At 69.0% G+C, this 7,251-nt stretch carries 6 protein-coding genes and 1 rRNA gene; all 7 read right to left on the bottom strand.

What is annotated here, in order from left to right; translation table 11 throughout:
* Nucleotides 1–201, bottom strand: a 16S ribosomal RNA gene (locus tag J4O73_RS14485); the annotation flags it as partial.
* 487 nt (nucleotides 202–688) lie between these two features.
* Entirely contained in the window at nucleotides 689–1,492 is an 804-nt protein-coding gene (locus J4O73_RS14480; protein WP_426218361.1) for an MBL fold metallo-hydrolase, read from the bottom strand.
* A gap of 43 nt (nucleotides 1,493–1,535) precedes the next feature.
* Nucleotides 1,536–2,324 carry a TatD family hydrolase gene (locus J4O73_RS14475; protein WP_426218359.1) on the bottom strand — a complete coding sequence of 263 codons (789 nt, stop codon included), beginning with the start codon at nucleotides 2,322–2,324 and terminating at the stop codon, nucleotides 1,536–1,538.
* Between the two features lie 130 nt (nucleotides 2,325–2,454).
* A complete protein-coding gene (gene metG, locus J4O73_RS14470; RefSeq protein ID WP_426218357.1) occupies nucleotides 2,455–4,023 on the bottom strand; it encodes a methionine--tRNA ligase in 1,569 nt (522 codons plus the stop codon).
* A gap of 162 nt (nucleotides 4,024–4,185) precedes the next feature.
* Nucleotides 4,186–5,226 carry a DNA polymerase III subunit delta' gene (locus tag J4O73_RS14465; RefSeq protein WP_426218355.1) on the bottom strand — a complete coding sequence of 347 codons (1,041 nt, stop codon included), beginning with the start codon at nucleotides 5,224–5,226 and terminating at the stop codon, nucleotides 4,186–4,188.
* Nucleotides 5,219–5,893: a dTMP kinase gene (gene tmk, locus J4O73_RS14460; RefSeq protein WP_426218354.1), complete on the bottom strand. Its 675-nt coding sequence runs from the start codon at nucleotides 5,891–5,893 to the stop codon at nucleotides 5,219–5,221. The genes J4O73_RS14465 and tmk overlap by 8 nt, the downstream gene beginning before the upstream one ends.
* Before the next feature lie 16 nt (nucleotides 5,894–5,909).
* A complete protein-coding gene (locus tag J4O73_RS14455) occupies nucleotides 5,910–7,115 on the bottom strand; it encodes a D-alanyl-D-alanine carboxypeptidase family protein (RefSeq protein ID WP_426218352.1) in 1,206 nt (401 codons plus the stop codon).
* Between the last annotated feature and the right edge of the window lie 136 nt (nucleotides 7,116–7,251).

The following is a 7,251-nucleotide window of genomic DNA, read 5'->3' as shown; positions in this document are numbered from 1 at the left end:
GATCTTCCGGCAGTAAACCTTTCCCCAAAAAGGGCGTATCCGGTATTAGCTCAAGTTTCCCTGAGTTATTCCGAACCAGAAGGCACGTTCCCACGCGTTACTCACCCGTCCGCCGCTGACACCCGAAGATGCCCGCTCGACTTGCATGTGTTAAGCCTGCCGCCAGCGTTCGCTCTGAGCCAGGATCAAACTCTCACGTTAAAAGAGATTGATCTCAGCTGATCACGTAAATTTCTCAGACGGAGCCTCACATCGAACTCAAATCGCTTCACAGCGATGAGCCCGGTGAGCTCAAAAAGGAGATCTACGATCAGCGTCTCGTCTCTCACGATCCAGCACGAAGCCAGATCCGCAAGGACAAACGAAAACGCCGCCCGCGTCTCCCTTCCTCATAATCACAATGTCAAAGAGCCGGAGCCTCACACCCGGTGGCGGAGACCCCGCGCCCTACGAGAGTCACGAACCGATCCACACCTGGCTTAAACCACCGCCAGGCACGTTCCGCTCGAATTTCTGGTAAGGCCGCCCGCCTCAGCGCCGCATCAGCAGCATCAGAGACAGACAATTCAGCGTCCGGTTCGCTTCCGCGGCCGGCGCCGATGAACAGGGGTATACGCAGTCGGCTCAGGGCCGTCAACACCCTTTTCGCAGGAAATGCCGAATCCCAGACGGCAGCCCTTGCGGAGTCTCAGGCGGGGAGACTCAGAACCAGCCCGTCGAAGGCCGGAACGATTCTCTCCGGCAGGCGCGAGGCGAGGGCGGCGTAATCGAGATCCGTGTGCAGGTTGGTGAGCACCGCCCTGCCCGGCTTCACCTCTTCGATGAGGGCCAGAGCGTCCGAGACCGAGTAATGGGTCGGGTGCGGCGTCTCGCGCAGGGCGTCGATGATCAGGAGGTCGAGCCCGCGCAGATGCTCCAGGCTCCTCGGCGGGATCAGGCTCACATCCGGGACATAAGCCGCGTTGCCGAAGCGGAAGCCGAGCGATGGCTCGTTGCCGTGCTCCACGGGGAGGGGGATCGCCTCGATCACGCCCCCCGGACCCTCCACGACCACCCTCCCCTCATGGGCGAGGTCGCGCATGTCGAGGATGGGCGGATAGACGCTGTCCTCGGGCTGCACGAAGCAATAGCCGAACCGCGCCGTGAGCAGCGCGCGGGTGCGCGCGTCGGCATAGACGGGAATGCGTGTCCGCATCCGGATCACCAGCGGACGCAGGTCGTCGATCCCGTGCGTGTGGTCGGCATGGGAATGGGTGAACAGCACCGCATCGAGCCGGTCGAGCCCGGCATCGAGCAATTGCTCGCGCAGATCGGGCGAGGTGTCGATGAGGACGCTGGTGCGTCCGCCCTCCCCCTCGCGCTCCACGAGAATCGAACAGCGCCGCCGCCGGTTGCGCGGCTCGTTCGGATCACAGGCACCCCAGCCGCTGCCGACGCGCGGCACGCCGCCGGACGAGCCGCAACCAAGGATACGCAGGGTTAGCGTCGCCATCCGGATCTCCCGGAGCGGTCGTATCGCGGGAGAGAGGCCCCTGTCACGCCTCTCCGGCGCGCGCCCGGTCGAACAGGCGGAAGAAATTCGTCGTGGTGATGCGGGCGAACTCCTCTTCGCTCACCGCCAGGGTGGCAGCGAGAGAGCGCGCGGTGTGGGCGGTATAGGCCGGCTCGTTGGTGCGCCCGCGATGAGGTTCGGGGGCCAGGAACGGCGCGTCGGTCTCCACCAGGATCCGGTCGCGGGGCACCTTGCGGGCGATCTCGCGCAGCTCGTGCGAGCGGCGGAAGGTCACGATGCCCGAGAAGGAGACGAACAGGCCGATCTCCACCCCCACCTCGGCAAGCCGGCCGCCGGAGGAGAAGCAATGCAGCACCGCCCGGAACGGCGCCCTGGCCATCTCCTGCGTCAGCACCCGCTCCATATGCTCATCCGCGTCGCGGGCATGGATCACCAACGGGAGCCCGGCGAGGCGGGACGCCTCGATATGGGCGCGCAGCACGCCCTCCTGCACGGCGGCGGGGGCTCCGTCGGGATAGTGATAGTCGAGCCCGGCCTCGCCGATCCCGACGCAACGCGGGTGGTCGGCCAGTGCCGCGATGGTCTCCGGCGGCGTGTCGGGCTCCTCCCCTGCCCCATCCGGATGGGTGCCCACCGTGAACCACACCTCGGGATGGGCCTCCGCGATGGCCCTGTAGGTCGCGGCCTTGGCGACGCGGGTCGAGATGGTGAGCATCCCCCCGACACCGGCCTCGCGGGCGCGGGCGATCACGCCCGGCAGGTCGCTGGCGAAATCGGGGAAGTCGAGGTGGCAATGGCTGTCGATCAGCATGGCAAGACGCCGTCAGAGGTCATGAGTGTCCAGAGGGCAAGCCCTCTGGCGGGTGCAGGGCGGAGCCCTGGCATGACCCAGGGGCCTTGCCTCTGGACCCCACCAAAGGACCCCGTCCTTTGGGGGCCCGTTATGGGGTGATTTCCGGCCGCTCGAAGCGCGGGAAGACCGGGCTCGGGGCGGGGAGCGGCGTGCCGCCCTTGAGGCGACCGCCCTCCCCCAGATGCGCGAAGCTACGGGCGTCGACGGGCACCGCGAGGAGATCCAGGAGCTTGCCCGCCGCCTCCGGCACGAAGGGCTGCACCAGGATGCCGACGGTCCGGATGGTCTCGAGCGTGGTGTAGAGCACCGCGTTCATCCGGGCCGGGTCGCTCTTGCGCAGCTTCCACGGCTCCTGGCCCGCGAAATAGCGGTTCGCCTCGGCCACGACCGCCCAGATCTCCGCGAGGATCGCGTGCAGGGCGAGGTCCTTCATCAGGCCCCGCGTCTTGTCGGCGAGGGCGTCGGCCTGCGCCAGCATCGCCCGGTCGGCCTCGGCCAGATCACCCGGCTCCGGAACGGCGGCGTCGCAGTTCTTGGCCACCATCGAGAGCGAGCGCTGGGCGAGGTTGCCGAGGTCGTTGGCGAGGTCGGCGTTGATCCGGTTGATGATGGCGTTGTGGTCGTAGTTGCCGTCGCCGCCGAAGGGGGCCTCGCGCAGGCAGAAGTAGCGCACGGCATCGGTGCCGAAGGTCTCCGCGAGGTCGAACGGATCGACCACGTTGCCGAGCGACTTCGACATCTTCTCCCCCTTGCTGAGGAAGAAGCCGTGGCCGAACACGCGCTTGGGCAGGGGCAGCCCGGCCGACATCAGGAAGGCGGGCCAGTAGACCGCGTGGAAGCGCACGATGTCCTTGCCGATGACGTGCAGGTCCATCGGCCAGAAGCGGGCATTCGGGTTCGCCGCATCGGGGAAACCGGTCACGCTGAGATAGTTCGTGAGGGCATCGACCCAGACATACATGACGTGGCCGGGATGCTCCGGCACCGGCACACCCCAGTCGAAGTTCGTGCGGCTGACCGAGAGATCCTTCAGCCCGGCGCGGACGAAGCTCGCCACCTCGTTGCGGCGGGTATCCGGCCCGATGAAGCTCGGCTGCTCCTCGTAGAGTTTGAGCAACCGGTCCTGATAGGCCGAGAGCCGGAAGAGGAAGTTCTCCTCCTCCATCCAGGTGACGGGCGTGTCGGTGGCGAGCGAGCGGCGGGAGCCGTCCTCCATCAGCCGCGTCTCGGCCTCGTCGTAATAGGCCTCATCGCGGACCGAGTACCAGCCGGCATATTTGTCGAGGTAGATGTCGCCGTTGGCCTCCATCCGGCGCCAGATCTCCTGCGCGGCGGCGTAGTGCGCGGGCTCGGTGGTGCGGATGAAGCGGTCATAGGAGCAGCCCATCCGGTCGGCCATCTCGCGGAATTTCGCGGAGGTGCCGTCGACGTAGTCGCGTGGGCTGATCCCGGCCTTGGTCGCCGCCTGCTGGATCTTGAGGCCGTGCTCGTCCGTACCGGTGGAGAACAGTACGTCGTAGCCGTCCAGCCGGTGGAAGCGGGCGATGGCGTCGGTGGCGATCACCTCGTAGGCGTGGCCGATATGCGGCGCGCCGTTCGGATAGGAGATCGCCGTCGAGAGGCTGAAGGTCTTGCGGGGGGAAGGGCCGTCCGTCACGCTCGCGTCCGCTGATCGAGGGGCTTTGTCGTCATTGCGAGCGGCGCGAAGCAATCCAGGGACGCGCCACGCTCGGAGAGGTCACGCTGCCCTGGATTGCTTCGCTGCGCTCGCAATGACGGAGAGGGTAGCGCAGCATGGGGCGGTGCGCATCCCGCTCCGTCACCCCGCCCGGCTCAGGTCGGCGAAGAGCGACAGGACGACGGGCCGGCGATCGAGGTTGTAGGTCGCGGCCTCCCGGGCGCTGCGGGCGAACTTCTCACACACCTCCACGAGCGCCGCAAGGCGGGCGACCGGCTCCCCCTGCCGCCGGTCGAGCTCGGCGGAGACGAAGCGCAGCACCGCGTCGCCCGCCGCGGCGAACCGCTCCTCGCCATCGCGCCCGGCCAGGGTCTCCGCGAGTTTCAGCACGCGGCCCCAATCGGGCGTGGCCGAGCGCGCCAGCAGGGTCTCGACCTCCGCGACGAGCCCGGCCGTGACCGGATCGACGAGGCCGAGCGCCCGGCCGACCGAGCCCTCCGAAAGGCCGACCGCGCGGGCGAGCGCCGACTCGTCCGGCTGCACGAAGGGCGGGGGCAGGGCGCGGACGGCGCTGGCCACCTCCCCATCCGCGAGCGGTCGCAGGATCAGCGCCCGGCAGCGGGAGCGGATCGTCGGGAGGAGCCGACCCGGCTGGTGGGCGAGGATCAGGAAGAGGGCGCGGGGCGGAGGCTCCTCCAGCACCTTGAGCAGCGCGTTGGCGGCGTTGGCGTTGAGGTCCTCGGCGCTGTCCAGCACGCAGATCCGCCAGCCGGAATCGGCGGCTGTGGCGGCGAACAGGTCGAGGGCCTTGCGCACCATGTCGACGGAGATCTTGGTCGGCAGGGTCTTGGCGCCCTGCCCCCGGTGGCGGCGGAGTGCCACGAGGTTCGGGTGCGAGAGCCCGGCCACCTGCCCGTAGATCGGATGGTCCGTTGGAACATCGAGACCGTGCGGGCCATCGCCTCGCGGATAGGCGAGCAGGCGCCGCGCCACACGATAGGCGAGGGTGGCCTTGCCGATGCCCATGGGGCCGCCGATCAGCCACGCATGGTGCAGGCGCCCGGCGGCGAGGCCCTCCGCGAAGGCGGCCTCGGCCGCGCCGTGTCCGATGAGCGTCGCGGTTTCGCGGGGGCGGGGGACGCCCGGCCGGTCGCCGATCTCCTCGTCCGCCGCCTCAGCCACGGGGCCCCTCCCCGGCCAGCGCCGGAAGCCGTTCCGCGATCGTCGCGGCGATGGCGGCCTCGACGGCATCGGGCTCGGCGGCGGCGTCGATCACCGCGCAGCGGCCCGGCTCGCGAGCGGCGATGTCGAGGAAGGCGGCGCGCAGGCGGGCATGGAAGCTCAACGCCTCGGCTTCGAAGCGATCCTGTCCCTCCCCCCGTGCGGCCGCGCGGGCGAGGCCTGTCTCCGGCGGAAGGTCGAGGATCAGGGTCAGGTCGGGCCGGGTGCGGCCGACGACGACCCGCTCGAGGGCGTTCAGCACGGCCGGATCGAGCCCACCCGCCGCGCCCTGATAGGCGCGGGTCGAGTCGATGAAGCGATCGCAGATCACGGTCTCCCCCCGGACCAGAGCCGGGCGGATCAGCCGGTCGAGGTGGTCGAGCCGCGCGGCGCTGAACAGCAGGGCTTCGGCGAAGGGGCCGTAAGGCTTGGCCGCCCCGGCCAGAACGGCGGCGCGGATCTCCTCGGCATAGGGCGAGCCGCCGGGCTCGCGGGTCGTCACCACCGGGTGGTTGGTGCGCGCACGCAGGCGCGCGGCCAAGCGGGAGACCTGGGTCGACTTGCCCGCCCCCTCCCCGCCTTCCAGGGTGATGAAGACGCCCCCCGCCGGGGTTTCAGACTCCTGCATCGTCACGGGCGCGCGGTCACGACGGGTTGGCGGCCCGGTCCTCGGGCTTGCCCCCTGCAGCCTTGTCGAAGGCCTTGCGCATCAGGCCCGTGCCGAATTCCAGCGCGGCATCCATGGCCCGCTGGCTCAGGGTGCCCTGCCCCACCGAGGCGCCGGCATAGAGCGGCTGGTCCAGTGCCACGACGTCGCCGCGCTGGACCCGCAGGACGCCGACCTGCTGCCCTTCCGTCACGGGGGCGACGAGGGGCCCCTTGTAGATCACCTTGGCGCTCACCCGGTCGCTGCCGCCGCGGGGCAGGAGCACCCGGACCGGCTTCTTGGCGACGAGCGGCACGGAGCCGGCCTCTCCGCCGAAGACCGAGGCTTCGGCCACGGTCTCGCCGGGGGCGAAAACCTGGCGCGGTTCGAAGGCGCGGAAGCCCCATTCCATCAGCTTGCGCGATTCCGACGCCCGGTCGCGCGCCGTCTTGAGACCCGAGACCACGAGGACGAGCCGTTGCCCGTTCTGCACCGCCGAGCCGGTCAGCGCGTAGCCCGATTCCTCCAGATAGCCGGTCTTCAGGCCGTCGGCGCCGATATCGAGGGTGAGGAGTGGGTTGCGGTTCTGCTGCTTGATCTTGTTCCAGGTGAACTCGCGCTCGGAGAAGATCTTGTAGAGATCCGGATAGGTGTCGATCAGGTGGATGGCGAGCTTGGCCATGTCCCGCGCCGTCACCTTCTGGTCGGGCGCCGAGTAGCCGGTGGCGTTGCGGAAGGTGGAGTTCGTCAGGCCGATCTCCTTGGCCCGCTGGTTCATCAGCCCGGCAAAGGCCTCCTCGGTCCCGGCCATGTTCTCGGCGATGGTGATCGCCGCGTCGTTGCCCGACTGGACGATGAGGCCGCGCATCAGGTCCGACATCTTGATGCGGCTGTTCACCTGCGCGAACATCGACGACCCCCCGCCCCCGGCACCGCCGCGCTTCCACGCGTCCTCCGTGACGGTGAACTCGCTGTCCATCGTGATGCGGCCGGATTTCAGCGCCTCGAACACGATGTCGGTGGTCATCAGCTTGGCCATGCTGGCCGGGGAGAACCGCTCGTCGGCGGCCTTCTCGAACAGGACCGAGCCGGAATCCGCATCGATCAGGATCGCGTGCGGCGCCGCCGTCTGGAAGGTCTGCGCCTCGGCGGGCGAGGCCAGGGCCAAGGCGGCGGCCAGGAGAGACAGAACGGTCCTGCGCATCGCGGATCTCCGGCGGGCCACGGTTGCAATCCCTGGTAGGGACGGGCGGGCGCGTCCGCCGCTTGTGCGTCAGAACCCCAAGGTGGGAAACAGCTCAGGCGGCGACGAGCGTGACCATATCGCGTTTCCCCACCGT

Source organism: Methylobacterium sp. NFXW15 (genome assembly GCF_049887755.1).
Taxonomy (GTDB): Bacteria; Pseudomonadota; Alphaproteobacteria; order Rhizobiales; family Beijerinckiaceae; genus Methylobacterium.
This window is presented reverse-complemented; position numbering and strand designations above follow the sequence as displayed.

Bases quoted from the DNA above. Each gene is read 5' to 3' on its own strand.
- J4O73_RS14480 (WP_426218361.1), bottom strand. From the start codon at position 1,492: ATGGCGACGCTAACCCTGCGTATCCTTGGTTGCGGCTCGTCCGGCGGC.
- J4O73_RS14455 (WP_426218352.1), bottom strand. From the start codon at position 7,115: ATGCGCAGGACCGTTCTGTCTCTCCTGGCCGCCGCCTTGGCCCTGGCC.
- tmk (WP_426218354.1), bottom strand. From the start codon at position 5,893: ATGCAGGAGTCTGAAACCCCGGCGGGGGGCGTCTTCATCACCCTGGAA.
- J4O73_RS14475 (WP_426218359.1), bottom strand. From the start codon at position 2,324: ATGCTGATCGACAGCCATTGCCACCTCGACTTCCCCGATTTCGCCAGC.